The sequence below is a fragment of the Mesobacillus zeae genome (assembly GCF_003570705.1).
In the GTDB taxonomy this organism is placed as follows: domain Bacteria; phylum Bacillota; class Bacilli; order Bacillales; family Cytobacillaceae; genus Mesobacillus_C; species Mesobacillus_C zeae.
The window spans coordinates 19,437-45,107 of sequence record NZ_QWVT01000039.1 but is presented as its reverse complement, the minus strand read 5'-3'; the positions used below and the strand labels follow the sequence as shown (position 1 = coordinate 45,107).

Below are 25,671 nucleotides of genomic sequence, written 5' to 3'. Positions count from 1 at the left end.
TTTCGTCATTTACACAAAATTATTGACGCTCCCTAATAGTGCAGTCCCTTTATATTTATTTTCAGACATCGAAACCATATTGAACAATATATATTCAACAAATATAATAGTAATAAGAAAGCTGATAAAGCTCCCGAAATCACTTATCCCTAATTTTGAAAAGATTAGTATTGGGGCAATGACCGCAAAAATAATCATGTAAACCAAATTCTTCTTTGCTAACAAGAAATCTTTTTTAACAAGATTAAAAATCATGTCTGTCCCCTCCCACATACGCAAGCATTACATTTTCTATGGATGGCCTCTCCACGACCACATTGCTCATTTGTTCACATAAAATCTCTTTCTTATCTGTGATACCTTCGAATCCAAAGGGGGTTTCCTGCAAGCTGATAAATAGTTCTCTTGTGTATTCGTTTAAGAGGCTATGATCACCTTTAACGAGAGCATGCCGATCCAACAATTCATCTTTACTTTCATTTAATAAGATTTTCCCATTATCAATCAAGATAAGAATGTCCGCTACTTTGTCCAAATCAGATGTAATATGTGTCGAAAAGAATACGCTTTTTCCTTCCTCTTGCATAAATTCCAAAAGTATTTCCATCAATTCGTTTCTAATTAATGGATCAAGGCCGCTTGTCGGTTCGTCCATGATCAATAAATCTGCATGGTGGGAAAGCGCGAGTGCAATAGCAAACTTCATCCGCATTCCTTTTGATAAATCAGCAATTTTTTGTTCCAGCTTTAAATTAAATCGATTTATATAGTTTATAAAAGCCAATTCATCCCAGTTAGAATAAGCAGGCGCGATCACACTTTTCATTTCCTTCAGTGTCAATTCCTCGTAAAAGTACCCTTCATCCAACACTACACCTATACGATTTTTTACCATTCCTTCGTTTGTATCGATTTCTTTTCCGTGAAAAGTAATAGTGCCACCATCTTTTAAATACAAACCAAGAAGTGTTTTTATTGTAGTTGTTTTTCCAGATCCATTCACTCCAATTAGTCCCGTTATACATCCCTCTTCTAAAGTAAAGTTCATATGTTCAATATGAAAACCGCCGAGCTTCTTTTTTAATTCTTTTACTTCCAGCAGTGAGTTCAACTCTCTTCCTCCTCTTCAAAAAGTATATCCATCATTGAATAAAGCTCTTTCTTGGTAATTCCTAGGTTGGTTGCCATTTGCCATGCTTCAGTCAGTTTTTGCTCAACCATTTGTTTTTTTGATTCCATCAACATATCAAAATTTTCTGGTGCTACAAAAGAGCCCTTTCCTACTTGTGTAACGATAAATCCTTCCTTCTCCAGTTCTTCGTACACTCTCTTTGTCGTAAGGACACTGACATGTAAATCAGTGGCTAACGAGCGAATTGAGGGAAGCTGTTCACCTTCTTTTATTTCCTGGCGCAGAATTGCCGATTTGATTTGTTCCTTTATTTGTTGATAAAGAGGCTTATTAGACACATTTTTAATAATTATTTTCATTGAATCACCTCTCTCTTTTTGACTGTATATGTATATAATACACACTATTAACAGCAAACACAATCATCATTCGGTTAATTTTTGAACTTTTTTATCAATGAAGAAAAGCCAATTTTGAAAATTCCCTTCAAAAATCGGCATTAAAACTGACAATATTATTTTTGGTAAATCGTCTTTCCCCCAACTGATTCATGAACAAGTTTCCCGGAGAGACTAATAGAGGCTTTTTCATAGTATCTTCCTCCTTGTTTTTTCGTTCTGGCTATCGCTTGGCAGGCTGTTCAGACAAAGAGGAAGTGAAGAACCCTCCAAAAGAGGCGCCGAAGACGGACGAACAGGCAAAGGCAGAATATAAATTCACCGATTTCGGCCTGGACGTTGACCTTTCTGACACAAATGACGCGATTGATGCAGGCTATGATGTGGAGAAAAAAACAACCGAGGCCTCAATTCAAGATAAGGAGCAAAATATTAACCTGAATGGTGACGAGGCGATGAAAGAGCTTGACAAGAAGTTTAAAGACTTTATATTCGATGAAATGACTCCTGATGCAGAAGTACTCGAAGAAGTGGAAAAAGCCTTCAGCGTGCCTGCGGATGCAAAGTCGGTTGAAGTGGAGATCACTTATGCTAACGGAACAGAAAAAGAATATCGCAGATAAACTGCGGCAGAGCTGCTCTCACATGAGCGGCTTCTTTTTTTCTCTCTGCCCATCATTTAACAAAGTACAGAAAGTTTTATATACTTATTAAATAGTAACTACAATAGGAGGAGTTAAGGTGAAATCTTTGGCTGTATTTTGCGGATCGAGTAACGGGGCGTCGGATATTTATATTAAAAGTGCACAGCTTCTCGGGAAAGAATTGGCTCAACGAAATATTACGCTTGTATATGGCGGCGCAAGCGTCGGTGTTATGGGTGCAGTCGCAAATTCAGTTCTGCATGAAGGCGGGAAAGTGATTGGCGTCATGCCTGGTTTTCTTGATAAAAGAGAAATCTCGCATAAAAATTTGACAGAACTTATTATTGTTGATTCCATGCACGAAAGAAAGGCTAAGATGGAAGAACTGTCAGAAGGATTCATGGCTTTGCCGGGCGGTCCGGGAACACTGGAAGAATTTTTCGAGATTTTTACCTGGGCCCAGCTGGGACTACATCAAAAGCCATGCGGACTCCTAAACATCAATGGCTATTACGATCCCCTCGTCGCACTATTTAACCATATGACTGATGAGGAATTCCTGAATGAAAAATACAGGTCAATGGCAATAGTGGATGAAGACCCAGGCAAACTGCTGGATCTATTCAATACATATGTACCACCCACTGTAAAAACGTATATTACGGAGGAGCAGACTTGATCCACTAATATGTATAACAGGCGGCGATTATAGTATCGCCGCCTGCAAAATTTCAACATTTCAACAGCCTTCCTGTAATAAGAACGTTTACTGCCCCTCATCTTATTTTAGACGGTCCACATTCAACATAAGATTGGTCGGTACTTCAGAAAAAATAAAATGCGTAACCGTGGAAGCAAACGGGCTGACAGCATTGATAAACTCTTCTGCTTTGGCAAAGGATTCAAACTGCAATTTAAGCATATAACAGGCGTTTCCGGCAATACGGTAACAAAACTCCACATTGTGAAGTCCCTCTATGTATTTCCGAAAAGATTTATAGTCCCCGTTTTTAACCGTTGCTTCTATTATGCATTGAATTGGTAAACCTAATTTCTCATAATCAACCTTGATGTTATATCCTTTAATCATTCCGAATGACTCCATCTGCCTTACCCTTTCAGTGACCGAAGGCGACGACAAATTCACTCTTCTTCCCAGCTCCCTCATGGATAAACGACTATCTTTACTTAATTCATCTATAATCTTTCTATCAATCTCGTCGATTTTCATTTGTGCAAAAATCCTCCTGAAATTCGTTTCATACGTAAATCATTAGAATACAATTCTTTAAAAACGAAATGTAAATTTATTCTTTAACAATATATTATATTTATACAGGGAGGCGTTATGTTTGGCAAGAATCAAAGAATCAATTATAGGTACCACACCATTTGAAAGGCTACTGGGGCATAACCCAGAATTACTCAATGGGTGGAGTCATTTAGGAAAAGTACTCGAAAAAAGCGGACAGCTTTCTTCTGAATTAAAAGAACAAGTAAGAAGAACATTGGCTCAGCAAAACGGATGCGAGTATTGTAAGGCAAAAGGAAAACCCGAGCCTGATCAATTCAACAATAAAACATCTTTCGCGGTTGGTTTCGCCGAAGTATTTTTACAGGTAAAAGGAGAAATACCAAACTCGGTTTTCGAATTGCTAAAGGACTCTTTTACAGAAGAGGAAATTAGCGAGCTATGCGCTTTCATTGCGTTCACCACAGCATCACAATACTTTGGTGCAATGATAAAATTAGAGGCTTAACGGATATCAAGCTGGCTTGTGCCTATTTTTCAATGGTTCGTTTATTCAAAAATAAAGGAAGTGAGTGCCGATGACTTTGATTCGACTCAACATTTGCACTTGGGTTACTATGAAGATCATTTTGATTTAGAAGCAACCGCCTATAAACTACAAGGTGATGATAAGGGGGTTGTTTTTTGGGAAAATAAGCAGCAACGTTTTCCTTCTATTTAATCAGGAGAGAATAACGGCTGTACGGTTTTTTATTGTCCTGGTATGTTACAGGATTGTTAAAAAAGTGTTGCCTCGTTGTGAAACTGATTTCCTATACTTTATGCGAAGGAAAGGTTTAACTTACTTCAAATGAAAAGGAGGCAATCATTATGTTCTTATGGGATTCTTTAGCCTAGGATCAAGCTGTAGGCCTTTTTAGTAGTTCTCGGAGGCCTCATACTGGTCAATGAATTGGCAAGGATCAATAAGTGGTTTTCACTTGCAATCTTTCTTGCCCTTCCTCTCGTTCTGTCTTTTGTCGTCTGGCCTCAGACAGCCGGAGCTGACAGCAGTGTCGGTACATGGTTCCATTGGGCGAAAGTCTATTCTGCCCTTGCTGGAGCGCTAGGCTTCCTTGCTTTAAGGTTCATTCCGGGCCTACCCGATAAAAAATGGGCCCTCGTGTTCCCGCCTTTTATTCTAGCACTGAATATTTTGGAAACCGTAACCCGCGAATTCCAATACTATTCCTCCAACGGACTCGTAGACGGACAGGAAAATACGTGAGCTAGAACTGTAAAGAGACAAGCTACGCCGGCTTGTCTCTTTTTCACTCAGCTTTATGTAGCTTAGAAATAAAGTTTGATCAAAAACATCATACAAACCCACATTCTATGGTAAATAAAAAGAATCCATTTTGAAAAAAGATTGATCAAAATGGATTCTTATCCAGCAGGTTTATGTTTCGATTTTATAAAAAAGTTTGATCATTTTTGTGCAATGTTCTTCAATCTCTTTTCCATTATTTCTGCCATTTGTTTCGAATCTGGATTTCCTTCATTTTGTAATTTATCAATGATGTTGATATAATCCGTTTCATTTCGATTCTGGCTTAATTTATATGCAGCCTGAATTTCTCCCACCTTAATCTTAAATCCAACTATACCTTTCAATTCTCTTTCTAAAAGATCAGGAGAAAGTTTATCCCATAAAACTGGATTTTCCCGATCTTCTTCATATTTTTTCAGCATTGTTGTTAATTCTTCTATTAATTCATCTTTCTCTAAAATGCTTGCTTTACCATATACATGGACGGCTTGATAATTCCATGTTGGAACTTCTTCATGCCCATACCAAGACGAAGAGATGTAAGCGTGTGATCCCTGAAACATAATAAGCACATCTTCACAGGTTTCAAATGTTCTCCACTGAGGATTCCCATAAGCCATATGTCCAGTAATATAGTAATCATCACCTTTTTTATTTAACCCCAAAGGCAAATGAGTGGCAATTGGTTTCCCTTGTTCTGTTGTGACAATCGTGCCAAAAGAGTTTTTTTGAACAAAACCCCAAATTTCATCAACATTTGTGATCTTAAAATATTTTGGAATATACATAATAATCCCCTTTTCAAAAAAGTTATATGAGTGTTTTGGTCATTATAAAGTCAATTTGTTCTTCATCACCCATATAAAAAGAGTGGGCTCCAGTTTGAACAAACCCCATTTTCTTATAAAAAGCAATAGCATTTTCATTCTTTTCCCATACACCTAACCAGATTTTCTTTTTATTACATTCCAGCGCGATTTCCATAGTTTTATTTAACAGATATTTACCAAGCCCATGTTTTTGAAATTTGTTCTTGCATAAATTATCAATCTTTATTTTAAATAATCGAACTTTGTTTTAAATTATCAATCTTTTTTATAAAACTACACCAATCCGTCATTACCACCTATCGATATGGCTAATCCCATAATGGTTTGTTTACTTACCCTAACTGGCGTTTAAATGCTTTAATGGCGAAGAAGTAAGTGATGACCATGATGCCGACGCACCAGGCAAGCGCGACCCAGATATCGTTGCCAACAGTCCCTCCATACAAGAGAGCACGAATGGCATTCACGATTGAAGTCACGGGCTGATTCTCAGCGAACGCACGGACAATTTTAGGCATGGTTTCGGTTGGGACAAAGGCCGAGCTGATAAACGGCAGGAAAATCAGCGGGTACGAGAAGGCTGTCGCCCCTTCCATAGACTTCGCTTTCAAACCGGGAATGACCGCCAGCCATGTCAGTGCCAGCGTAAACAGCCCGAGTATTCCAGCTACCGCGAGCCATTCCAGGATACCAGCGCTGGAACGGAAACCCATTATGAGCGCGACGAGGATAACCACCACGACAGTAAGCCCATTAGAAACAAGCGATGTCAACACATGAGCCCACAATATCGATGAGCGCTTGATCGGCATGGTAATGAAACGCGCCATCAGCCCGCTCTTTACATCCCCAAACAGCCGAAAGGCAGTGTAAGAGATTCCGGATGCGATAGCCATCAGCAAGATTCCCGGCAATAAATAATTGACGTAGTTTTCCGTTCCTGTCTTTATGGCGCCGCCAAATACGTAGACAAACAGCAGCATCATCGCAATCGGCGTAATCGCCACCGTAATAATCGTATCCGGGCTGCGCATGATGTTGCGCATTAAACGCCCTAGTAATACCCCTGTTCTGCTTTTCATTTTACATTTCCTCCTTTTTGCCGATGATAGCAAGGAAAATTTCCTCTAATGTCGGCTGCTTCTCGATATACTCCACTTTCGCTGGCGGGAACATCTCTTTGAGTTCGGTAAGGGTACCGGTCGTGATGATTTTTCCGCCATGCAGGATGGCGATACGGTCCGCCAGTTGTTCGGCTTCCTCCAAGTGCTGGGTCGTCAGCAAGATGGTCGTGCCGCTGCCGGCAAGCTCTTTGACGGTATCCCAGACTTCAAGCCGCGCTTCAGGGTCAAGACCTGTCGTCGGTTCGTCGAGAAAAATGACTGCCGGCGTCCCGATCAGGCTCATGGCGATGTCAAGCCGGCGCTTCATCCCGCCGGAATATTGGTCAGCCCGGCGGTTGGCCGCATCGGTCAGGCTGAATTTTGCAAGCAGATTGTCGGCAACTTGAGCGGGATTGGAAACTCCCCGCAACTTGGCGATCATCACCAGGTTTTCCCTTCCTGTGTGCATGCCGTCTAAAGCTGCGAACTGCCCTGTCAGACTGATGCTCTGGCGAATATGATCCGGTTGACGCTGAACGTCATAGCCGCAAATACCTATTTCGCCGCCATCAGGCTTCATCAGCGTCGAGAGGATGTTGACCGTCGTCGTCTTACCCGCTCCATTTGAGCCCAGCAGAGCGAAAATTTCGCCACGCCGCACCTCAAAATCCACCCCCTTTAAGACTTCCTTGTCTTTAAAGGATTTTTTTAACCCTTTTACAGAAATCGATGCATTGCTCATACTTTTTTCCTCCTTATAAAAAGCGCTATTTAGTCTGACTGATAATCTGTATAACTTATTACCAGGTTAAAAATATAACTGAATAGTAAAGGTGGCAATTCACATTTGTAACCAGCTATTCAGTCGGTATTATCTATTGAATTTATTTTTTTCCCAATCGCTCCATGATACTCTGATTCAAATCTTCACGATACTTGGCGACATAGGTTTTAGCGTTTGCTACTAGTTCGTCGGCAAAGGACGCCACGTCGTCCCCAGTGATTTCCAGCACTTGTCTGCCTTCGGCCGCACCGGCTTCGAACAACTCGATTAATTCATACTGCATGTGCAGCATATCCATCCCGCTGCCCGCTGAGAAATTCCACATGTAGTTTTGAATTTTCTTAAATACAAACTGGTAATCCTCTGGCAGGGCTTCAACCCGTGCCATATTCATTTTGTACTCTTTTTTATCACCAATCATTTTTTTGAACATTTCCATCATGTTATTTTTCCTCCTTTTTTATAAAGCTGAACAAGACACTCCAAAAATATCGGACGGAATATCTTATGAAGCTAGATTGACTTTAAGACGTTGATTTTTGATGATACAAAATCCCATTTTTTCCAAAACAATTCAAGTTCCTGGCGGCCAGCCTCATTAAGTGAGTAAAACTTGCGGGGCGGCCCCATATCTGACGGTTTCTTTTCCATGTTCACCAGTTTTTTCTTTTCTAATCGCACGAGGATGGTGTAGACCGTTCCTTCCACGACTTCGGTAAACCCAAGCTCGTTCAGGCGGCGGGTAATCTCGTAGCCATAGGTTTCATGGCGGCTGATGATTTCCAGCACGCAGCCTTCCAGCGAACCCTTCAGCATTTCAGTTAAATTTTCCATGTTCAGAGCCTCCTCTATTTCGTCTGACTTATATTCAGTATAACTTAGTCCTAAGGGGAATTTTTACTTAATAGCTTTTGGAAAATCACGCTATTAAGTATTGCTTATTACGTGTACATTGTATCACCGAGTAGTAGGGGTGGTCAAATATTTTTCTTAAAAATATTTTTGCAACCTCACTATTCAGTGATGTCGGTATCCAGTGTGACATATTACAGGTATATCGTAATACGTAGTAGACGGATTGTCAACTGGATTTTCTAAATATTTTTAAAACCAGCTATCCCCATTGGATACAGCCGAGTTTCTTTATGGAGCTTTTACTTCCTCCTATGCTTCTTTCACAATGATTACACCGTGGATCATTCCCATCCAACAGCTGTACATGTAGGTTCCCGGTTTCTCTGGTGTGAAAACGATGAGGTTTTCTTCTACTTCCAGTGACTTCTCAATCCCATACTCATTTAAAAAGAGGCGGTTGTTGCAGCCATTCAAATGTTCGGGAGTCGCCTGCACGTTCCACACCATCGTGTGCCCACTTCGAGCACAATGGTCTCGTATGTGAACGGTTCCAAATGAGTCTTCACATGCTGGGCGTCATCGCTGATCTGGGCAACTACTACGCTGGACGGCGTAAATAAAGCGATTCTAGAAAGCCCCAGACCGCAGTTGAACATGCTTACCCCCAAGATGACCACCAGCATAGCTCCGACAGCCAAGACCTTATCGGTAAACTTCTTCTTGCCAAGTATTAGGCACTCAGCGCTTTAAAAAACTAATGGGGCAATATATTGTGTTTGTCGTAGATGAATACTATCGTGCGATAAGTGCAGAAGGGATGGAAGTGATTAAGGGATTCTTTCCAAACTCTACATGATTTGATTTTACAGGTACACCGATATTTAATGAAAATAAAAAACAAGCTAAAGGCAAATTAGCTCGGACCACTCGTGATCAATATGGAGAAGTTTTATACACTTATACCATTAAGAATGCGTTAGATGATGGGGCTGTTTTAGGGTTCATTCTCCATTTAGATTACTCAACAATATGGCCCTTTAACGGAACAACTCTATGTCACTCAATAATTCCTTAATCCACCTTTTATTCAGATGTTCTTTTTCTTTTAGTCATAAAAACACCCCTTCAGACAAAAATATCCAAAGGGGTAAAACATCGTAACTTTTTTATAAACATCTCGTCTTTATTCAAAACATCGCATCTTTTTTATAAACTTCGTGACTTTATTTCAAATCCACACTTTATATCTTGAGAGCATGGTAACATTCCATATACCAAAACCCGTTTTCTATATATTTCTATATTTTGATTTTCTGCAAAGTCATTTAACCGGACTTAAATGGAACCAGTTAGTATAATAACGAAACATAATTATATTTATCGATAACTATCGTGAATAGGGTTGAACAAATCTTCATCCGACCTTCTGACCATGGAAAAATTGTCTACATTATAGTGTCCATGAAGGGTTGCATTATGGTGCTGTATAATTTTTTCGGCAGATAATATTTCTGAATCTGAAGTAGAATGTCCATCTCCGACCAATGTCACATCGTAATGATTTACGGTTGCCGTCCTGACCGCTGTATCAATACAATATTCTGTTTTACATCCCATTATGACAAGATGTGCTATCTTGTTATCATTTAAATAGGTGTTCAATGGTGTCTTATAAAATGAATTGGTTGCTAATTTATCAAAAATTATGGCTGTGGCAGGTACGTTAATATTCTTGTGTATTTGAAACCCAGGTCCTTCTCCATTTGAAACATCCAGATCTCTCATAAAAATGATGTTTGCATTGGCTTTTATGGCCTTTTCAACAACAACATTAATGGTTTCTATTAGTCCCTTTTTCTCAAAAACACCTTTCTCTTCCGTTCCGCCTTCCATTAATTCCTGTTGGGCATCAACTACAAGCAAGGCTTGATTCACCCTAACTCCTCCTTTGTAATATCCTAATGTTTTTATTTCAACACCATCGCAATAAAACCTTTATTTAAAAACTTGAATTCTTAAAAAAGACCATAAACGTTTTCTCCCGATATTATACAAATTTAAAAAACAGTGCACCTTAATTGAACGGATTTCACTGCTTCATATGATAATAGTGGATAAACAGAAAAAAGGACCTACGAGAAGTCCTTTCCTAATCATCTTCCTTCATTCTATATACCCCGACATCCTGATCACCTTACCCTCCAACTCTGACCGTATTTTTTTCATCCCATTTTTCATGTAGAAAGACATCGCTTTTTCGTTAGAGGGTGAGACTCGAAGATGGTATTCCTTCATGTGATTTTGTTTAAAAAACTCAAGTGCGTACCGGTGTAGCATCTGGCCAATTCCTAGCCCTCTTTTTTCTGGAATCAGGTAATACAGGTTCACATAGCCAACCTTCTTACCTTCGAATTCTCGTAAAGTCAGTTCGAGCTGGCCTATGGGTATTCCGTTTTCATATACTAGGACAAAGCCGCTCGGGAATAATTCACACTGTTCTTTCAGCCAATTTAGGTACTCGTCCTCAGCACCAAAATCTTGATCGCTTCCAAAGCTGGCAATGAACGAGTCGCGGCGAAAAGCAACTGCGTGGTGACGGTGTTTCGGGAGTTTAATTTGCAGGAATTCCAGGGGTACCGCTCCTCTCATTGAAGATGTTTGGAGTCTGTTTACTTCATAGAATGAGTCGTTTCACTGCTTTTACAAACTTAAGAGAAAAAATCGAACCGCCTCAAGCAAGAATAAAATAAGCCCCGAACAAGACGGCGATTAAGATGATAAAGACACTTAATGTGATAATCGAAACTTTTGATGAAATAAATGTTTGGTGATTGATGCTGGAGATTTTCTTCAAATAAACGATGGTGGCAATAATGATGGTGATGATGCCTAGGCCGACAGAAGCAATGCCGATAATATTGGCGATAAAGTCCACGACTTCCGACAGGGATTCTTTCATATTATAATGAAGGTTTGTGACGAGGAATCCGACTCCGATGATTGCAATCGCGGTCCGAATCCAGGCGAGGTATGTCCGTTCGTTTGCAAGATGCTGCTGAATGTATTTTGAATCCTCGGTCACGCTGATTTTTTCTCTCTTTACTCCGCCCATTTGACCACTCCTTTCCCTGCATCCATTAAAAACATAAAATCATAACTGATGCAACACTTTTCCCATAGGACTTACACAACAAAAGGAGCTGATTCTCAGCCCCCGTTTGTTAAAACAATTTCGCTATCAGCATAATGACTCCTGCCAGGAGCCAGACCCATACCCCAGGTCATATCGGCGGAAGGCCTTTCTTGCCAGGGGTTTGAGGTTTCATTCCTCAGGAGCCTGAGCGGCAGTCTTGACGTTGTTTATCCTCCCTTATGATCACCTATTTCAAAAAAGTTAAAAGCGTTCTTTCTTATTAATCCACAGATCCTTCCCATGCAATCATTCCGCCAGCCATATTGATTGTCTTATATCCATAGCTGTTTAGAAATTGTGTCGCACGCCCACTTCTGCCGCCTGAACGGCATACCATGATATATTCTTTTGATTTGTCCAATTCATTCATCCGAAATTCCAGCAGGCCAAGCGGGATATTAACAGCCCCTTGAATTTTACCGGCTGCCACTTCATCCGTTTCACGGACATCTATCACATTTAAGGCTTTGCCTTTTTTTAATAAATTTTCAACTTCTTTTGCTGTAAACTGTTTCAACTATATCCGTTCCTCCTTAAGGTCTCCAGGCGCTTACTCCGCCTTTAACATTTGTAATCTGTTCAAATCCTAGTTTTTTCAATTCCCGGCTTGCTTTTTGGCTTCTCATACCGCTTTGGCAAATGACAACGATTTCCTTGTCTTTCAAAAGGCTTGCTGCTTTTGCCGCCAGCTGATGAAGCGGTATATTTTTAAATCCTCTAATATGGTTCCCTTTAAACTCACCAGGCGTGCGCACATCGACAAACTGCTTGTTCTTGTCTTTCAACTCAGCTTTAAGCTGCTCTGTTGAAATATTCCTGATTCCTTTAGCAGGCATCATTCTCCGTATAAATAACAGAGCTCCCAATGCCAGCAGCATATACGTCATAAATTCCATTTATTTATGCACCTCTCAAGACTTTTTACCTGCTAGGGTATAAAATAATCCAAAAAATAAAACTGTATTTTTATAGGTTATATTATTTGCTTTTTACAAGCAGGTTGACGGCTTCCTTCAATTGTTCATCTTCACTAGGATCTCCGTTCGATTTGGCATTTAACATACAATCCATTAAATTCGAACTTACGATGACTCCGATCGATCTGTCGACTGCAGACCTAACTGCAGATAACTGTGTGATTAAATCCTTGCAGTCTTTATTCTCTTCCATCATCCGAAGTACCCCTCTTACCTGCCCTTCAATGCGCTTAACCCTGTTCTTAATTCGATCATCGTATTCCACCTTGCCAGCCTCCTACTGGGAATATGCTATTTCCCAACTCATTATACCACACGGGGTATAATGGTCAATCTGCTTGCGTAATAACTTTGTTAAGAATGACCCCCTGCTTGAAGCAGGGGTGCCGCCATTACTCACTTTTCACAGGGAGTCCTTCATTTTCCCACGCTGAATAACCGCCAGAAAGGTTAACGAGAGCATCAAAACCTTTTGCCTGCAGCAGGCTCGTTCCAATTGCAGAGCGTGCGCCTGATTGGCATTGTACAATGATTGTCTTGTCTCTAGGAATAAATTCCAGCCTATCCGCAAGAGTTCCGAGCATAATATGATGGGCGCCTGGAATGTGGCCGTTATCCCATTCACTTTGATTGCGGATGTCGAGCAAATAATACTGTTCATTTTCAAGCATTTTTTTTGCCTCTATTGGTGATATCGACTCGTACTGTATTAGCTCATCAGCAAGTTCATCGGGCTCAATAAAGCTGACAACCTGATCCAGGCCGATAGACTCCAATGATTTTTTCACAAGTGGCAATTCCTGTTCGGTTGTAATCAGGACAATATCTTCCTCATAGCTCAACAGCCAGCCGGCCCAATTTGGAAATGAGCGATTGTAAGGTAGATTAAGCGATCCATTGACGTGTGCAACAGCAAACTCCTCAGCCGGCCTTGTATCCACGATTACGGAATCTCCGTTGACAGGAAAAGCTGCTTTTGGTGTTTTTCCCCGCTTTAACAGCTCGGGTCCGGTTTTGTTCAGCTTTTTCATCATCTCAAAATACTTTGGCGGCTCAGGCTGGCCTTTGAGCAGTTCTTCAATAAACAGCTCTTCGTCTTTAATCTGAAATGCCCAATTGAATCTTTTTTCATAGCCGAGGGTTGTTGCCGGAACCGCACCTAAAGATTTGCCACACGCGCTTCCCGCTCCGTGCGCCGGCCATACCTGTAAAAAGTCAGGCAGGTCATCCATTTTCTTAAGTGACTGGAACATCTGCTTTGCGCCACTTTGGGCTGTTCCAACTGCACCCGCTGCTTTTTCAAGTAAATCCGGACGGCCTATATCACCGACAAAAATAAAGTCGCCGGTAAAAATCCCCATCGGCTCATTCGCACCTCCACCCTTGTCAGTCAGAAGGAAGGAGATACTCTCTGGCGTATGTCCTGGCGTGTGGATAACTTCGAAATCAACATTTCCAACTGAGAACACGGAACCTTCTTTCAACAGCTCATGGTCGTAGCCGGACAAATAAAGATACTTCCAGTTCCCGTCCCCTTCGTCGGACACGTAAAGCTTGGCCCCAAGCTGGTAGGCAAGCTCCCTTGCGCCTGAAAGATAGTCTGCATGAATATGAGTTTCCGTTGCTGCTGTAATGTACAGGTTTTCCTTTTTGGCCGTCTCCAGGTATGGCTCAATATTCCTCGCCGGATCAATGACAATTGCTTCCCCTGTTCTTTGGCAGCCAACGAGATAAGACATATGCGCGAGCTGTTCATCGTAAAAAGATTTAAAATACATTCTATTTCCTCCCAAAATTTTATCGGCTGAATGCCTTTATGAACATTTTTTATTACCTGCCTTTCAGTACTTAGTGGCAGATGGTGTTTTCTTCTTCGTTAAATAATTTAGTGAAGCAACGGATTTTTATACCCAATAGGGTATATTGAACCTTGAACATACTATATAATCTTTCAGAATATTTTTCAACCCTTTTGTTTTTAAAAAATCATTGACGGTCAGTGTTCTGATTTAATATAAAGGTTTCCTTTATAAAACCCTTACATCTAAAAAAGGCATCCGCCTTGGAATGCCTTTTCCTAACTAATTATTGATATGAGCACACGTCAATCATGTCACCGAACAGCAGTTGTATGACCTGCCAGCTCGACGAATTCCTCATAAAATTTTAGGAACTCGCGAAAAAACAGATGCTTTACTCTAAGGTCTGTCAGCTTTAACAGCGACGGAAGCACAGGCTTAAGATATTTTTGGACAAACTCTTCTTCCATGTTTTCAAGCTTTTCCAAATACTCTTTTTCCCCCGCTTCCTCAGCTTTGATTTCCTCTTGGAGCAACGCACCCAAAAATGCCGTCAGACAGCCAAAGTGGTCAGGATACATGTTGATTTCAAGCGGATAATAGAATTGCATTTTCTCATATAGCCCAACAAGACATAGTAAATCATTTCTCCTGCTGTCTTCATGATCAGCACCCGAAGAATAGGAAGAAATATAGGGAGGAATAAAATGTTCACCAGGTATGGAAAAATGATTATCATGCCATAACTGTACATCTTCACCCTTGTAATATCTATGAAAATAAAGACCTTCTTTTGCCTCATCGGAGACTTCTTCAAAAATCTTATGATATCGTTCCCAGTCTCCAATCCAAATACTTGTCAGGATGTTTGCAGCGGCTAGTTTTCCGTATCTTTCTTCCACCATAATGTTCACCCTCTCGATCGTTGTAAGTGCATTTTACTGAAAACACGGCAACACCTCTTTTTAAACTTACGCTTTCTCGATATCAACAAACACATCCTGCTGTGCCGGGCCGCCGACCAGCAGGTCAGCGAGGTATCCTTCAAAATAGCTGCTGTCCTTGTCTGTAAGTGCATTCACCGAAAATCCTTTCCCTCTCGGTTGTGAATAGCCGGATTCCTCGTGTAGCGGCTGATTGAATTCATATCCGGTATGACCGTATCCCCCAGATGCTTTCAGCGTTTTGCCGTCAATCTTCACATCCTTAGATCCATAGGCATCATGGCCAAAGCTGAAGTTGGCTCCAACCACACCTGGCCTAATTCCAGGAGTGACATACGCTTTTCCTTTTTCTTTGTGATTATTGGATACGATATAAATATCATCATCCGTCGAGACGCCTTTCTTTTTCGCATCAGAAGGATTGATCCATAAGTAATTCTCAGACCGTATTTCCCTCAGCCAGGCACTCCCTTCCGTACGGTGTGTTGCCATGTTCCTTGATTTCCAATTGATGAATTGCAGCGGCTTATCTGGTTTATACACCTTACCGTCATACGTTTTGATTTCTTCAGCTACCGGAACTCCTTCAAAAAACGTTCCACTATATGCACTTTTAAAACCCGCTGCTTTCTCATCATAAAAATATACTTGCTTGGCCCACTGATACTTCAGCTTGTTCCCGAGATATTCATCTCCAACAGGTTCAAAACGTCCTCCCCGATTTAATACGTATACAACCTTTTTCCATTCTTCTTCCTTTACAGCATTCTTCAGGCTTGCAATGTCAAAGTATTTTCCCAGTGCGTTTTTTCTCGCTTTTTCAAAAATCGCGAGTTCCTCCGCGTTGGCATTTTTAACAGGCTTCAGTCCGTCAAACGCGATATTGGCCACTCGTTTCAAATAGTAGTCTTCCGGTGTGTTCAAATCAAAACCGTCGATAAATCCCTTTTCACCGACACCTGGAAGCCCCATTTCTTTTAGGAGATCAATGTAGACTTGTTCTGTCTGGCGTGCATCTGGAACAATCCTGGTAACAGGCTGGATCACACCTGCAAACTTGTATTTTAAAATAGGAAAAATGTCTTCTGAATTCCAGCTTTCCAGATAAGAAAGATCTGGGAGAACAAAATCCGCATACTTTGTTGTTTCGCCGATCACCACATCGGAAGAAACGACTAATTCAACGACTTTTGGATCACGAATAAACTTCGCCTGCATATCTGAACGAGGACCTGACATAACAGGAGATGTCCGGTTAATAAGAAGTGCCCTGATCTTATAGGGATAACCTTCGGCTGAGCTTGGCAGCACATCATTGATTAATTTATTTCCAAGCGGGTACCACGGACGTTTTGCTGGATAACCGTCTTTTTCAAAGAAAGAGGTTTTTTCGTATGGAATTTTATGCCGGGTAACCGGAATTCCCCAGGCAACGTTTGCATTCGGGACTGTGAGGAGATCGTACCGACCCTCTGTTGCAGCAAACTTTGCATTCAGTACCGTATCACCGCCTTTCCAGTCATGGTTCCCGACAAGATGGTTAAGCATATTGATCGCCCTTACGCTGTAATAGCCGTTAGCATGCATTGCGGGGCCCCGGTATGCATGAATTCCCACCTTCTTGCCGTGAGAAGTGAAGTCGCGGGCGATCTTGATCATAACATCTGTAGGAACACCAGCCATTTTTGCGTACTCTTCCATTGTCTTTTCCATCACTTTTTCTTGGAAAATCTTAAAAACGGATTTTACTTTAAAACCATTAATCGTTGTATCTACACTAAGTTCTCCCGACAATGCCTTAGCGCTGACAGTTGGTTTACCGTTTTCCAGGACTATGAATTCTTCTTGATTCCCGATGCCTAGGTCACTAGCCCGGAGGAAAGGGCGTTTCTTGTCACTAACGTTGACAAGGAAAGAGGCGTCGCTCCATGTTGTTTCACCATCAAGTTCGGCTGCATTTTTGCTTGGATTGGATAAATAAATCTCGTCATGGCGGTTGTTTTCTAAAATCCACCGACACATCGCCATCGCAAGTGCCCCATCCCCACCAGGCTTGACTGGCACCCAAAGATCCGCCTTTTCAGCGGTCTTGCTGTAGCGTGGATCGATAACCACGACTTTCATTCCTCGTTCGATAGCGTTTGTGATTTGTGGTGCAAATACTGTCGGTCCGCGGTTTGCCACCATAGGATTGGTGCCCCAGATGATGACAAACTCTGCATTGTCATAGTCTGGGACCATCCTTTTCTTAGGTTTTTCCGAATCATGGGACCTTGAGTTCCCCATCACACTAGTGATTCCGCAGTAGCCTCCGTGATCATAAAAGTTCGCGGTTCCAATACTTCCCATGGCAAGGCGCTCAATGAATTCACGGCGGTGTCCTGCCATGATGGCAATCTGGTTGGCTTTCGGTCCTAAGTCAGGATGATCCGTATCAATTAATACCTCATCATACTTTTTATTAAATTCCGTTTTTGGCATTTCGCCTGCTTTTACTTTTTCCCAATCTCCCATGACTGCCGCTTCAGGTGCGTACTTCCAAATTGCCTTCAAACCAGGTGTGCCGAGTGTAGAGTTTCCTTCTAAGATTTCTTTATAGGCTTCTTCCCAAGTAATTGTCTTCCACATTCCGCTTCCCCGTTCCCCGACCCGCCTTAACGGATGCTGAATCCTAAAAGCATCATAGTTTGTTTGGATACCAGCCTGTCCTTTTAGGCAAGTACGGCCGCCCCTGTTACCGCGCCCGGTTTTGGCCACATCCCCTGTCCCTTTAACTGCTACCGCGACTGGCGTATCGTAGTTGATGTGTCCATAAGGAATCATGTTCATGGGACTGTACTGGTTTCCGGCGATTTTCCTAACGATGGAGGAATAGGCTCCAGCAGCGCTTCCTGCCGTGATATAGGCTTTAATAGTACAAGAGGTGTTACATTGCTGACACGATGTAAAAATCACATTTTCGGCTGAGTAATCCTGATAATCCGTACCTGCCCCATGAGCCACATCAATCCAGACACCATCCATTATCTGTTTTACAGGTCCGATAAAAGCAGGACCCACAAACGCGACTGCCCCCAATGTACCCAGGGCTTTTAAAAATCCACGCCGTTTCATAGGTTTATTTTGCATGTTCATTCACCTCGTCAGAAATATCTTCAATTGGAAGAATCATTTCACCAAACGTATAGATCAGCAATCCCATCGCCACTACGCCAATGCTGACCATCCACTCTTTGACAGAAGGGAAATATTGCCCCCACGGCAATTCATGGAAAACAGGGACGACCAAAGGCGGAACCACAATATTAAATCGGACGCCAATGATCCCAATTACGATTAACACTGCGGCAGCAAGCAATGCATTGATATTCTGGTTTGTTTTTTTCCAGAAGACGATTATAAGGGGGATGAACGCTCCAAAAAACATTTGAACTCCCCAGAAGGACCAGGAAACGTCGCTTGCCATCATGGTCGCTAGAGTATCAAGGTGCTCAGTCTCAAGCCCGTACCAACCTACAAGGTATTCATAAAATTGTAGTCCAAGGTCGATGATCAGGAATCCCGCCATCATCTTTGATAGTGACTGGACCATTTCTTTATCGATCGGCTGCTTTGCGGCTTTTTTCTTGATGATATACATCGCCAGCAGTAGTGCGGTACCCGAGACCATTGCGGAAATAACAAATATGATTGGAAACAACGCAGTGTTCCAGCCTGGTCGCGCTTTAACCAAAGCGAAAATCGTCCCAGTACCTCCATGCACGCCAAGAATCGCAATCGGTATGCCCAGTGTTCCAAGCACCTTCATCAAAGTGTGATCACGCTTCTTCGTTGCAGCATTTATGGTGGAATTCTTAAACGTGATAAGCCTTGCTACAATTCCTTTCATCGAATTTTTTTTAGCGGCCCTGACGAGATCTTCCCTCATCGCGATATAAAGCTCAGCCGTTAGCAACACAATATAGACAAGATAAAAGTGGACCTCCCATGCAAGCGGTGATGTGACGTTCCAGTAAATGATTGCATTCAGCAAACGTTCAGGCCTGCCAAGATCCATGAGCACGAAAGTCAACGCTACAATCATGCAGACAATAGCGGTAAAAAGCGCTGCCTTACCGATCCGTTCGTATTCTTCCATTCCGAATACGTAGATCAGAGTCGACAATAGAAAGGAACCTGCGCTTAAGCCTACGAAAAAGATGTAAAAAGCGATCCATGCTCCCCATGGTGTAATGCTTGAAAGATTTGTCGCAGACAAACCGGTGAATAATCTTTCAATGATAAAATAACCGCCAACCATAAAAGCAGCCAGTAATGCAAAAATCCATAGCTTCAAGGTACTGGAAGTTCCTGGCTTGATCTCATGTTTAGCATTCATGGCAAGGTTGCCCATAAAATAGCCCTCCCTATCTCAAATAAATGACACTTGGCTGCGTCCCTAGCTCTTCCTTCAGGCGAAAGGCTCTTGGACTTGAAGCGAGTTTCGAAACGGTACTGTTCGGGTCATTGATATCTCCGAAAAAGCGTGCATCCCCTATACACGTTTCCACACACGCCGGCTCTTCGCCCCGTTGCAGGCGATGAAAACAAAAACTGCACTTTCGCACAGTTCCGATCGGCGTCTTTCCTTTTTCACGAGGACCTCTTTCCTTCCCATATTCCGGGCTTGTCACATCGTTGTAGCCGATCATTTCCTGTTCGTAGCTATCCCCAAAATCATATGAACGCGCACCATACGGGCAAGCCACAATGCAATACCTACAGCCAATACAGCGGTCATGGTCCACAGCGACGATACCATTTTCCATCTTGTAAGTAGCCCTAGTCGGACAAACTTGTGCGCATGCTGGTTTGTCACATTGCATGCATGGCCTCGGAAGGTTCACCGCCTTAATATTAGGGAAATCGCCTTCAAGCGATTCCATCACTACATTGTAGGATATCCCGGGCGGTGTCCGGTTCTCCGCTTTACAGCTAACCGTACATGTATCGCAGCCCACACATTTCCTAAGGTCAATGACCATCACCCATTTCGGTCCGTCTCCTTTTTTCTTATTTTCAGTTTCCCCCCCAGCGTAGCTGTTTCCAAATTCCTTAGTCAGGGAGCTTGAATAGACCTTGTGGAACTCATCAATTTTCATTTTCCCGTTGATGACTTTTCGTGCATCCCTTGCCATATTCATCCCAAGCCCAGTACTATACGGTGAATCGTCAAGTTCCGTTTTCGGGTCGGGCAAAATGTGGTCCAACATTTTCTCATAATCCTTCGGTTTGTTTTCATTGTTCGAAAATAGTGCCATGCGTTTTCACCTCATCTTTTCAATTTACTGCCTAAACCTTTTCAGGATCGTTCGCTTTTGAATCATGTTCGTGATCGCTTGCAAGTTCTCTTGCAGACTTTTTGAACTCCTTTAATGTCTGTCCCACAGCCTTGCCGATTTCCGGAAGCTTTTTAGGGCCAAAAATAATGAGTGCAAGAACTAGTACAAGAATGAGCCCTGGAATCCCGATATTGGTTAACATCTCTACCACCCTTTCTGAGCTTTGATACTTTTATAGATGCATGTTGCGTGCCACTTTTTTTCTTTTCCAACTGGGCAGCTTCATTTCTTCCTGGCTGAGTCGAGCAAAGTTAGATCTAGCAAGGTTTGCAAGAGGTTTTTACAGTTCTGTGAACAAAAAAAGCGATGAACGAGAGAGTGTGCCTCCATCGTCCATCACATTTTTTGTCATTTTGTCATATTAACCAGTGTGCCATTTTGGCACAATGACAAAATGGCACTATCCTATCATTTCTGAAGGTTAAACTGTTCTATTTTACGGTAAAGATTGCGTAGGCTGATCCCCAGTACCTCGGCAGTCTTAGTTTTATTCCAGTTAAGTTTCTCCAAGCTTTTCTCTATATGTTCTTTTTCCAGCTGTTCAAGAGTCTTGTGGCTGTCCGCGGATTCACCATCATTTTTCAAATCCGCTTCTCTTCCTGCAACTAGTAAAAATAAGTCTCCTTGTTCTATGATTTCTCCTCTTGAAAAGAGGGCGCCTCTTTCAAGCAGGTGGCCGAGTTCCCTGACGTTTCCCGGAAAGTCATACCGAGAGAGAGCTGCTGCTGCGTCGGCTGATAGTTTTTTTTCAGGAGCTTTTGTCCTCCCCATAAAGTATTGGACCAATAAAGGAAGATCTTCTTTTCGCTCCCTTAGCGGCGGAACGGTAATTTTCACCACATTTAGCCTGTAGTAAAGATCTTCCCTAAACCGCCCTTGCGCCACCTCTTTTTCCATATCCCTGTTTGTTGCTGCAACTACCCTGACATCTGCTTGCCGGACTCGGACATCCCCGATCCGGCGAAACTCACCAGTTTCAAGGAACCTTAACAATTTTACCTGGACGGCCAGGGACATCTCACCAATTTCGTCAAGAAACAAAGTGCCTCCTTTAGCGGCTTCCACGAGGCCTTTCTTTTCCTTGTTTGCACCCGTGAAGGCTCCCTGAATATGGCCAAATAATTCGCTTTCCAAAAGTTGTTCTGGCAGTGCCGCAGAATTGACAGGGACAAATGGCTCGCCCGCTCTTTGACTCCAATAATGAAGCGCTTTGGCAACCAGTTCTTTTCCTGTTCCGCTTTCCCCATCAATCAGGACTGGAACTTCGCTTGGCGCTACCCTTCTCGTTATTTGAAGCATGTCTTTTAATTTGGGGCTTTCTCCAATGATTTTGAATTCATCGTGTTTCCGGATAATCTTCTTCATTGTTTCATTTTTTTCTTTTAAAAGTTTGTTTTCCGAGGACTTAGCAATGGTCAATTCCAGTTCTGATAGATTATAAGGTTTAGTGAGATAGTCAAATGCTCCCACCTTCATTGCTTCAATAGCCGTATCAATGGTGCCATGTCCTGTCAGCATAATGACTTCCATGTCGACCTGAATTGATTTCGTTTCTTTTAACAATGAGATTCCGTCCATGCCAGGCAGCCTGATATCGTAGACCCCAACGTCATATTCCTCACTGTTCAAGAGACCTATTGCTTCTTCAGCCGTACTGGCAACATCGACTTTGAAACCTTTGCGCTGCAGCCTTTTTCCCAGCAGTTCAAGCAGATCCTTTTCATCGTCTACAACCAAAAGCCTTACACTTCCCATACCTTTACCTCCCTTTGCCTTCAGATAAAGGCAGGAATAACTTAAAAACAGATCCTTCTTCGCACTTACTTTCCACCTCAATCGAGCCGCCAAACTGCTGGATTATGCCGTAGCAAACAGACAGCCCAAGACCGGTTCCTTTTCCAGCAGACTTGGTAGTAAAGAAGGGATCAAATAACCTCGGTATAATTTCAGGAGAAATGCCATTTCCGCTATCTTCTACTTTAAGCAAAATTCCACCTTTACTTTTTAATGCGGATATTATCAGCTTTCTTTCTTCTTCCTCTTCCATTGCATCAACAGCATTGTTGATAAGGTTTACCATAACCTGCATCAGCTTAAGTCCGTCTCCCCTTATCCCGGGCAAATTTTCTTCGATACTGAGTGTAAGATGTATCTTATTCTTTTTTAACTGATAGTCCACAAGACTGATGCTGCTATCGATAATTTCTTGAATGTCAAAGACCTCAGCATTCCATTCCTGTTTCCGTGAGAAGTTGAGCAGGTTTCCTGTGATTCTCTTGCACCGTTCAATATTTTGTTGAATGACGCGGAGATAATGTTCTGTTTCTCCTTCACTCATGGTCTCATCTTCCACATCTATCCTGTCAAGCAAATCTTCTGCATAAGCATTGATCGTAGCAAGCGGATTGTTTACTTCATGTGCAAAGCTTGAAGCCATGATTCCTAAGGCCGATAACTTGTCTGTCTGTACCATTTTCTCTTCAACGAGCTGCTGCTCAGTGATATCCTCCACGACAACTAAAAACTCCCCCTCTCCCTCGATGGCATGGTTCAGTGGGAAAACACGATGTCTAAAAGTTTTATCTTCATCATTATTTGTTTTGAATTTTAACCGCTTATCCTGCAGGCTTTTACTGTTGGGGTCATAAATCGGACAATCCTCGCATGGTGCACTTTCGCCGCCAATCAATGCATAGCACGGCAGGGAAAGGCTGTCATTTTTGAACCAATTCCGTAGGACTGGATTCATCCAGGTAATTTTATAGTCTTTTGTGACAAGCGCCATTCCCGCTCCGTTACCATTCACCACAACCTCAAGCCTTTCTTTTTCCTGTTCCAGCTGCCGTGATTTCAAAACTAATTCATTGCTCATCTCATTGAACGAATTGGCTAGCTTTCCGAGTTCGTCCTTTCGATTGATTGAAATCCGGGTGCTGCCTCTCCCTTGTTTGAGCAAATTCATGGCCTGGTCAATTTTCACAATAGGGTTAGTAAAATACAAACCGGCCGAGACGCTGATCAAGCTGACAACCAGGATGACAAGTACGGCAGCACTCATTCCGTTTTGCACCATTTGTTTAATAGGCGCATAGGCTGTTGACTCTGGCTGCTCCATTACGAGTGTCCACCCGAGGTCATCCAATTTAGATTTTACACCAACAACATCATCAGACTTTTCATTAGGCTGTTTTCTCCAGAGTCTGCTGTAGTCTTGATGGGCGATGATCCTTTCGTTGCTGTCTACAAGATAAATATAGGAAGAGTGGTCTTGCCGTAGAGATGAGATTTTACCAATGATTTTCTGAAGCTGTAACACGACACCGAGCGTCTTTTGCCTACCATTTTCGGTAAAAGGCACTGCCAGCTTTATGACCGGCTGTCCATACGGGTTGAATTCGACCTTTCCATACGCCTGGTCATTTGTTTGAAGTTTTAACATCATGCTCTCGGGAAGCCACTTTTCTTTTCCAGGGAGGTTTAATTCATAGCGTGAGACTCTCTTTTCCACATAGCCCTGCTCATTTGTTACAACCACTTCTTCAATGGAGCCACTTTCGTGGAGAAGATTATAGTAATTGCTTTCTGTATGATCGTATAGCTGGTTTACTCCAGCTCGTTCGTTGATTAGCCGCCACGTCTGGTCAAAGTCTACTTCTATTTCCCGTGATAAATTCTTTAATATCAAGCTTTGTTTTTCAATGATTCTTTCCTCAAGGTCTGACTTTACAAAAGAGTAATAGTACAAGCTGATCAAAATTAAAGGAATGGACGACATGACGACACCGAACACCAAGACTTTGTTCCGAATTGGCTGTGTCAGGAGCCAGCTTCTAAGGATACCTATCATTGTTTTCATTCATCTGCCTCCTCCTGATGGATCACGTCTGCGATTGAAAGAAGGTCTTCATTATAAGTCAATTTCAAGGTTTCCTTTGTTTCCTGGTTAATCACAAACTTCATTTCATCTGGAAGCTCCACCGGCAAAGTTGCAGGTTCGTTCCCCTGTAAAATAAGGCTTACAAATCTGGATGCTTGGTATCCTTGGGAATAGAAGCTTGCCCCATAGCTTGCCAGCAAACCTTTTTCCGCTTCATATTCATAGATGCCCATCGCAGGAACACGCTTTCTCTTCGCAAGTTCAGCGATTTCATCTGTCATTGATTCCAGCCGAAAACCTGGCATGACTAGGATTGCGTCTTCTTTTGTTATTTTGGTTTCCAAGGAAGAATGAAAGTCCTTTGAACTGACATCGCTTGGTACAACCGGCACCTTCAGTTTGCCAGAAGCATCTTGAATTTCTTCAAGGCTAAGGCGGCTTGTGTCAATTGTACTGTCATAAATAACAAACACCCGTTCAATGGAGGGAACGAGATTCTTGAGCATTTCAAGACGCTTACCGGAAATACTTGTATGGTAATTGTTAATTCCAGTAAATAAACTGCCAGGGTTCCGGTAGTCCTCAATCAGACCCAGTTCTTTTGGAGCGGCAAGACCGGCAAAGACGACTGGTATACTTTTGTTTGTTTTGTCTATTTCCTTTTTGAGCTCAATGGTCTCAATGCCTCCAAGAGTCACAATGATATCCGGTTCAGACTTAAGCAGGCTTTTTATTTGCCTTTTCAGTCTCCCTTGGTCATCCTTTGCATTTTTTACTGTGAAGTGAATCTTTTTATCTTCAAATCCCAGATCTTCCAACCCTTTTTTCAGCCCGGTGAATTTCTGGTATCGATTCTCCCCGACCATCAGTACGCCAATCTCAGGAGTCTTTTCATCACTGAATTCAAAAAGCCCATACAGCAGTACAGAAACCGCCAATATCGTCACAAAAAAAAAGTACCATTTCATTTTCATACCGGAAAATCTCCCCAATTATATTCTCTTACTTCCAATATAACGAAAAAAACAACATAGACAGCATGATAATTAGTAGAATTTATTGACATTATTGTTTTTGTGTTTGGTTTTTATTAAACTAATGTCCTACGCTTGGCCATAATGGAGCTAATTGATTCCCCGTAAATGATCATCGATATCCTAATAAAGTTGACTGATATATGGAGAAGGTTGGTT

General features: G+C 42.1%; 29 protein-coding genes and 3 pseudogenes. 7 read left to right on the top strand and 25 right to left on the bottom strand.

Translation table 11 applies throughout. The features are described from left to right. On the top strand, positions 1–202 hold a 202-nt coding region (locus D1970_RS22630; RefSeq protein WP_220453206.1), incomplete at its 5' end, for a hypothetical protein. 42 nt (positions 203–244) lie between these two features. On the opposite strand, the gene D1970_RS19490 is transcribed toward D1970_RS22630, so the two are convergent. Both D1970_RS19490 and D1970_RS19485 read right to left on the bottom strand, forming a co-directional pair. Continuing rightward, positions 245–1,111 carry an ABC transporter ATP-binding protein gene (locus tag D1970_RS19490; protein ID WP_119114521.1) on the bottom strand — a complete coding sequence of 289 codons (867 nt, stop codon included), beginning with the start codon at positions 1,109–1,111 and terminating at the stop codon, positions 245–247. Then, positions 1,108–1,491 carry a GntR family transcriptional regulator gene (locus D1970_RS19485; protein WP_119114520.1) on the bottom strand — a complete coding sequence of 128 codons (384 nt, stop codon included), beginning with the start codon at positions 1,489–1,491 and terminating at the stop codon, positions 1,108–1,110. Before D1970_RS19485 ends, D1970_RS19490 begins: the two co-directional genes overlap by 4 nt. A gap of 296 nt (positions 1,492–1,787) precedes the next feature. On the opposite strand from D1970_RS19485, the gene D1970_RS19480 reads away from it, so the two are divergent. After that, the gene (locus D1970_RS19480; RefSeq protein ID WP_181213486.1) at positions 1,788–2,153 is read left to right on the top strand and encodes a YusW family protein; all 366 of its coding nucleotides are present in this window, start codon (positions 1,788–1,790) and stop codon (positions 2,151–2,153) included. 118 nt (positions 2,154–2,271) lie between these two features. Then, entirely contained in the window at positions 2,272–2,853 is a 582-nt protein-coding gene (locus D1970_RS19475; protein ID WP_119114518.1) for an LOG family protein, read from the top strand. Positions 2,854–2,955: 102 nt separating this feature from the next. Here D1970_RS19475 and D1970_RS19470 read toward each other — a convergent pair whose 3' ends face one another. Next, a complete protein-coding gene (locus tag D1970_RS19470; RefSeq protein WP_119114517.1) occupies positions 2,956–3,405 on the bottom strand; it encodes an Lrp/AsnC family transcriptional regulator in 450 nt (149 codons plus the stop codon). A 121-nt stretch (positions 3,406–3,526) separates the two neighbouring features. On the opposite strand from D1970_RS19470, the gene D1970_RS19465 reads away from it, so the two are divergent. From D1970_RS19465 to D1970_RS19455, 3 genes and pseudogenes are all read left to right on the top strand, one after another. Next, the gene (locus D1970_RS19465) at positions 3,527–3,934 is read left to right on the top strand and encodes a carboxymuconolactone decarboxylase family protein (protein WP_119114516.1); all 408 of its coding nucleotides are present in this window, start codon (positions 3,527–3,529) and stop codon (positions 3,932–3,934) included. A gap of 18 nt (positions 3,935–3,952) precedes the next feature. After that, positions 3,953–4,147: a DUF3986 family protein gene (locus D1970_RS19460; protein ID WP_259339721.1), complete on the top strand. Its 195-nt coding sequence runs from the start codon at positions 3,953–3,955 to the stop codon at positions 4,145–4,147. 204 nt (positions 4,148–4,351) lie between these two features. Continuing rightward, positions 4,352–4,693, top strand: a pseudogene (locus D1970_RS19455) (DUF5692 family protein); the annotation flags it as partial. A 200-nt stretch (positions 4,694–4,893) separates the two neighbouring features. Here D1970_RS19455 and D1970_RS19445 read toward each other — a convergent pair. The 7 genes and pseudogenes from D1970_RS19445 to D1970_RS19415 form a co-directional block, all read right to left on the bottom strand. Continuing rightward, positions 4,894–5,523 carry an FMN-binding negative transcriptional regulator gene (locus D1970_RS19445; protein ID WP_119114514.1) on the bottom strand — a complete coding sequence of 210 codons (630 nt, stop codon included), beginning with the start codon at positions 5,521–5,523 and terminating at the stop codon, positions 4,894–4,896. Between the two features lie 22 nt (positions 5,524–5,545). After that, positions 5,546–5,770, bottom strand: a pseudogene (locus D1970_RS19440) (GNAT family N-acetyltransferase); the annotation flags it as partial. Between the two features lie 127 nt (positions 5,771–5,897). Next, positions 5,898–6,647: an ABC transporter permease gene (locus tag D1970_RS19435; RefSeq protein WP_119114513.1), complete on the bottom strand. Its 750-nt coding sequence runs from the start codon at positions 6,645–6,647 to the stop codon at positions 5,898–5,900. Between the two features lies 1 nt (position 6,648). Further along, on the bottom strand, positions 6,649–7,410 hold the full coding sequence (locus D1970_RS19430; protein ID WP_119114512.1) for an ABC transporter ATP-binding protein: 762 nt from the start codon (positions 7,408–7,410) through the stop codon (positions 6,649–6,651). Positions 7,411–7,552: 142 nt separating this feature from the next. Beyond that, positions 7,553–7,894, bottom strand: coding sequence for a DUF1048 domain-containing protein (locus D1970_RS19425; protein WP_119114511.1), 342 nt, complete (start codon positions 7,892–7,894; stop codon positions 7,553–7,555). 71 nt (positions 7,895–7,965) lie between these two features. Continuing rightward, positions 7,966–8,286 (bottom strand): PadR family transcriptional regulator, encoded by a 321-nt coding sequence (locus tag D1970_RS19420; protein WP_018768018.1) that lies wholly within the window; start codon positions 8,284–8,286, stop codon positions 7,966–7,968. Between the two features lie 330 nt (positions 8,287–8,616). Next, positions 8,617–8,814 (bottom strand): cupredoxin domain-containing protein, encoded by a 198-nt coding sequence (locus tag D1970_RS19415; protein ID WP_119114510.1) that lies wholly within the window; start codon positions 8,812–8,814, stop codon positions 8,617–8,619. A gap of 226 nt (positions 8,815–9,040) precedes the next feature. Between D1970_RS19415 and D1970_RS19410 the strand changes: the two are divergent. Then, positions 9,041–9,310 (top strand): annotated as a pseudogene (locus D1970_RS19410) (hypothetical protein); the annotation flags it as partial. 374 nt (positions 9,311–9,684) lie between these two features. Here the strand turns inward: D1970_RS19410 and D1970_RS19405 are convergent. The 15 genes from D1970_RS19405 to D1970_RS19335 all read right to left on the bottom strand — a co-directional run bounded on the left by D1970_RS19405 (position 9,685) and on the right by D1970_RS19335 (position 25,452). Next, positions 9,685–10,242 (bottom strand): isochorismatase family protein, encoded by a 558-nt coding sequence (locus tag D1970_RS19405; RefSeq protein ID WP_119114509.1) that lies wholly within the window; start codon positions 10,240–10,242, stop codon positions 9,685–9,687. Between the two features lie 228 nt (positions 10,243–10,470). Beyond that, entirely contained in the window at positions 10,471–10,956 is a 486-nt protein-coding gene (locus tag D1970_RS19400) for a GNAT family N-acetyltransferase (RefSeq protein WP_246370344.1), read from the bottom strand. Positions 10,957–11,038: 82 nt separating this feature from the next. After that, positions 11,039–11,419: a YidH family protein gene (locus D1970_RS19395; protein WP_119114508.1), complete on the bottom strand. Its 381-nt coding sequence runs from the start codon at positions 11,417–11,419 to the stop codon at positions 11,039–11,041. Positions 11,420–11,720: 301 nt separating this feature from the next. After that, on the bottom strand, positions 11,721–12,017 hold the full coding sequence (locus D1970_RS19390; protein WP_119114507.1) for a rhodanese-like domain-containing protein: 297 nt from the start codon (positions 12,015–12,017) through the stop codon (positions 11,721–11,723). Positions 12,018–12,033: 16 nt separating this feature from the next. Then, positions 12,034–12,396: a rhodanese-like domain-containing protein gene (locus tag D1970_RS19385; protein ID WP_119114506.1), complete on the bottom strand. Its 363-nt coding sequence runs from the start codon at positions 12,394–12,396 to the stop codon at positions 12,034–12,036. A gap of 82 nt (positions 12,397–12,478) precedes the next feature. After that, complete coding sequence (locus D1970_RS19380) at positions 12,479–12,742, bottom strand: metal-sensitive transcriptional regulator (RefSeq protein WP_119114505.1); 264 nt, start codon at positions 12,740–12,742, stop codon at positions 12,479–12,481. 127 nt (positions 12,743–12,869) lie between these two features. Continuing rightward, positions 12,870–14,255 (bottom strand): MBL fold metallo-hydrolase, encoded by a 1,386-nt coding sequence (locus D1970_RS19375; RefSeq protein ID WP_119114504.1) that lies wholly within the window; start codon positions 14,253–14,255, stop codon positions 12,870–12,872. A 335-nt stretch (positions 14,256–14,590) separates the two neighbouring features. Continuing rightward, positions 14,591–15,181 carry a molecular chaperone TorD family protein gene (locus D1970_RS19370; protein WP_119114503.1) on the bottom strand — a complete coding sequence of 197 codons (591 nt, stop codon included), beginning with the start codon at positions 15,179–15,181 and terminating at the stop codon, positions 14,591–14,593. Positions 15,182–15,247: 66 nt separating this feature from the next. Continuing rightward, positions 15,248–18,349, bottom strand: a complete 3,102-nt coding sequence (locus tag D1970_RS19365) for a molybdopterin-dependent oxidoreductase (protein ID WP_119114502.1) — start codon at positions 18,347–18,349, stop codon at positions 15,248–15,250. Continuing rightward, on the bottom strand, positions 18,339–19,613 hold the full coding sequence (gene nrfD, locus D1970_RS19360; RefSeq protein WP_119114501.1) for an NrfD/PsrC family molybdoenzyme membrane anchor subunit: 1,275 nt from the start codon (positions 19,611–19,613) through the stop codon (positions 18,339–18,341). Before nrfD ends, D1970_RS19365 begins: the two co-directional genes overlap by 11 nt. Before the next feature lie 13 nt (positions 19,614–19,626). Further along, entirely contained in the window at positions 19,627–20,520 is an 894-nt protein-coding gene (locus D1970_RS19355) for a 4Fe-4S dicluster domain-containing protein (RefSeq protein ID WP_119114500.1), read from the bottom strand. A gap of 31 nt (positions 20,521–20,551) precedes the next feature. Beyond that, a complete protein-coding gene (gene tatA / locus D1970_RS19350) occupies positions 20,552–20,743 on the bottom strand; it encodes a twin-arginine translocase TatA/TatE family subunit (protein WP_119114499.1) in 192 nt (63 codons plus the stop codon). A gap of 266 nt (positions 20,744–21,009) precedes the next feature. Continuing rightward, entirely contained in the window at positions 21,010–22,356 is a 1,347-nt protein-coding gene (locus D1970_RS19345; protein ID WP_119114498.1) for a sigma-54-dependent transcriptional regulator, read from the bottom strand. Positions 22,357–22,360: 4 nt separating this feature from the next. Beyond that, entirely contained in the window at positions 22,361–24,457 is a 2,097-nt protein-coding gene (locus D1970_RS19340; protein ID WP_246370342.1) for an ATP-binding protein, read from the bottom strand. Beyond that, a complete protein-coding gene (locus D1970_RS19335) occupies positions 24,454–25,452 on the bottom strand; it encodes an ABC transporter substrate-binding protein (protein ID WP_119114497.1) in 999 nt (332 codons plus the stop codon). Before D1970_RS19335 ends, D1970_RS19340 begins: the two co-directional genes overlap by 4 nt. Between the last annotated feature and the right edge of the window lie 219 nt (positions 25,453–25,671).

Bases quoted from the DNA above. Each gene is read 5' to 3' on its own strand.
- D1970_RS19485 (WP_119114520.1), bottom strand. From the start codon at position 1,491: ATGAAAATAATTATTAAAAATGTGTCTAATAAGCCTCTTTATCAACAA.
- D1970_RS19470 (WP_119114517.1), bottom strand. From the start codon at position 3,405: ATGAAAATCGACGAGATTGATAGAAAGATTATAGATGAATTAAGTAAA.
- D1970_RS19445 (WP_119114514.1), bottom strand. From the start codon at position 5,523: ATGTATATTCCAAAATATTTTAAGATCACAAATGTTGATGAAATTTGG.
- D1970_RS19435 (WP_119114513.1), bottom strand. From the start codon at position 6,647: ATGAAAAGCAGAACAGGGGTATTACTAGGGCGTTTAATGCGCAACATC.
- D1970_RS19430 (WP_119114512.1), bottom strand. From the start codon at position 7,410: ATGAGCAATGCATCGATTTCTGTAAAAGGGTTAAAAAAATCCTTTAAA.
- D1970_RS19425 (WP_119114511.1), bottom strand. From the start codon at position 7,894: ATGATGGAAATGTTCAAAAAAATGATTGGTGATAAAAAAGAGTACAAA.
- D1970_RS19420 (WP_018768018.1), bottom strand. From the start codon at position 8,286: ATGGAAAATTTAACTGAAATGCTGAAGGGTTCGCTGGAAGGCTGCGTG.
- D1970_RS19415 (WP_119114510.1), bottom strand. From the start codon at position 8,814: ATGGTGTGGAACGTGCAGGCGACTCCCGAACATTTGAATGGCTGCAAC.
- D1970_RS19400 (WP_246370344.1), bottom strand. From the start codon at position 10,956: ATGAGAGGAGCGGTACCCCTGGAATTCCTGCAAATTAAACTCCCGAAA.
- D1970_RS19395 (WP_119114508.1), bottom strand. From the start codon at position 11,419: ATGGGCGGAGTAAAGAGAGAAAAAATCAGCGTGACCGAGGATTCAAAA.
- D1970_RS19385 (WP_119114506.1), bottom strand. From the start codon at position 12,396: ATGGAATTTATGACGTATATGCTGCTGGCATTGGGAGCTCTGTTATTT.
- D1970_RS19375 (WP_119114504.1), bottom strand. From the start codon at position 14,255: ATGTATTTTAAATCTTTTTACGATGAACAGCTCGCGCATATGTCTTAT.
- D1970_RS19370 (WP_119114503.1), bottom strand. From the start codon at position 15,181: ATGGTGGAAGAAAGATACGGAAAACTAGCCGCTGCAAACATCCTGACA.
- D1970_RS19365 (WP_119114502.1), bottom strand. From the start codon at position 18,349: ATGCAAAATAAACCTATGAAACGGCGTGGATTTTTAAAAGCCCTGGGT.
- nrfD (WP_119114501.1), bottom strand. From the start codon at position 19,613: ATGGGCAACCTTGCCATGAATGCTAAACATGAGATCAAGCCAGGAACT.
- D1970_RS19355 (WP_119114500.1), bottom strand. From the start codon at position 20,520: ATGGCACTATTTTCGAACAATGAAAACAAACCGAAGGATTATGAGAAA.
- tatA (WP_119114499.1), bottom strand. From the start codon at position 20,743: ATGTTAACCAATATCGGGATTCCAGGGCTCATTCTTGTACTAGTTCTT.
- D1970_RS19345 (WP_119114498.1), bottom strand. From the start codon at position 22,356: ATGGGAAGTGTAAGGCTTTTGGTTGTAGACGATGAAAAGGATCTGCTT.
- D1970_RS19340 (WP_246370342.1), bottom strand. From the start codon at position 24,457: ATGAAAACAATGATAGGTATCCTTAGAAGCTGGCTCCTGACACAGCCA.
- D1970_RS19335 (WP_119114497.1), bottom strand. From the start codon at position 25,452: ATGAAAATGAAATGGTACTTTTTTTTTGTGACGATATTGGCGGTTTCT.